This window comes from Collinsella sp. SGI.180, from assembly GCF_050313455.1.
In the GTDB taxonomy this organism is placed as follows: Bacteria; Actinomycetota; Coriobacteriia; order Coriobacteriales; family Coriobacteriaceae; genus Collinsella.
This window is the reverse complement of the sequence record NZ_JBNPLL010000050.1, coordinates 1-987: the sequence shown is the minus strand read 5'-3', so window position 1 is coordinate 987 and position 987 is coordinate 1. Positions and strand designations below refer to the sequence as shown.

The window sequence follows — 987 nt, the reverse complement described above, 5'->3', positions numbered from 1 at the left end:
GAGACCGGCAAGAAGATGACCGCGCTCGCCGACAAGGTCGCCGACGAGGGCTACGACGCCGTGTTCCTGATGGGCGTCGGCGGCACCTGGGACGAGCTCATGCAGCTCGAGTACCTCATGAACAAGTTCGGCGACCGCGACCTCGAGGTCTACCTGATCCACGCCGCCGAGTGGAACGCCATGGGCCACAAGCGCATGACCGAGAAGTCCGTCGTGCTCACCGCCTCCGAGTCCGGAACCACCCCCGAGGTCCTCGAGGCCGTCAAGAAGATGAAGGACATGGGCGTGCGCGTCTACGCCATGACCAAACCCGAGGGCCCCATCGGCCAGGCTGTCGGCGCCGAGAATTGCGTCAAGATGGCTTCCGATCACGGTAACGGCGGCTGCGAGATGGGCTACTACCTCGCCGACTGCTTCGGCCTGCGCCTGCTCAACCGCCGCGGCTGCTTCCCCAAGTTCGATCTGTTTATCGAGCAGACCAAGGATATCTGGAAGGACATGCTCGATATCCGCAAGCGCTTCGAGCCGCGCGCCGAGGAGCTCGCCAAGAAGTACGCCCTGGCCCCCTACACCATGTTCATCGGCTCCGGCGCCCTGTGGGGCGAGACGATCCTGTTCTCGATGTGCATCCTGGAGGAGATGCAGTGGAAGCGCACCCGCTACATCACCTCGGCCGACTTCTTCCACGGCACCCTCGAGCTCGTGGAGCCCGGCGTCCCGGTCTTCCTGTTCATGGGCGAGGACGAGAACCGCAAGCTCGACGAGCGCGTCCGCGCGTTCCTGAACCGCGGCGTGACCGGCGACACCGACATCAACGTCATCGACACCGCCGAGTTCGCGATCCCCGGCCTTGACGACGAGTTCCGCGTCATCGTGTCTCCGTGGATCCTTTCCTCGCTGATCACCGATCGCCTTGCCGCTTACTACGAGACGGTCACCAAGCACAACCTCAACTACCGTCGCTACTATCACCAGTTCGACTACTAA

1 protein-coding gene is annotated in these 987 nt (G+C 63.3%); it reads left to right on the top strand.

Features of this window, described 5'->3' with window-relative positions:
• Positions 1 to 987, top strand: a 987-nt coding sequence (locus tag ACQRAP_RS08685; protein WP_427795402.1) for an SIS domain-containing protein, incomplete at its 5' end; no start/stop codon positions are given.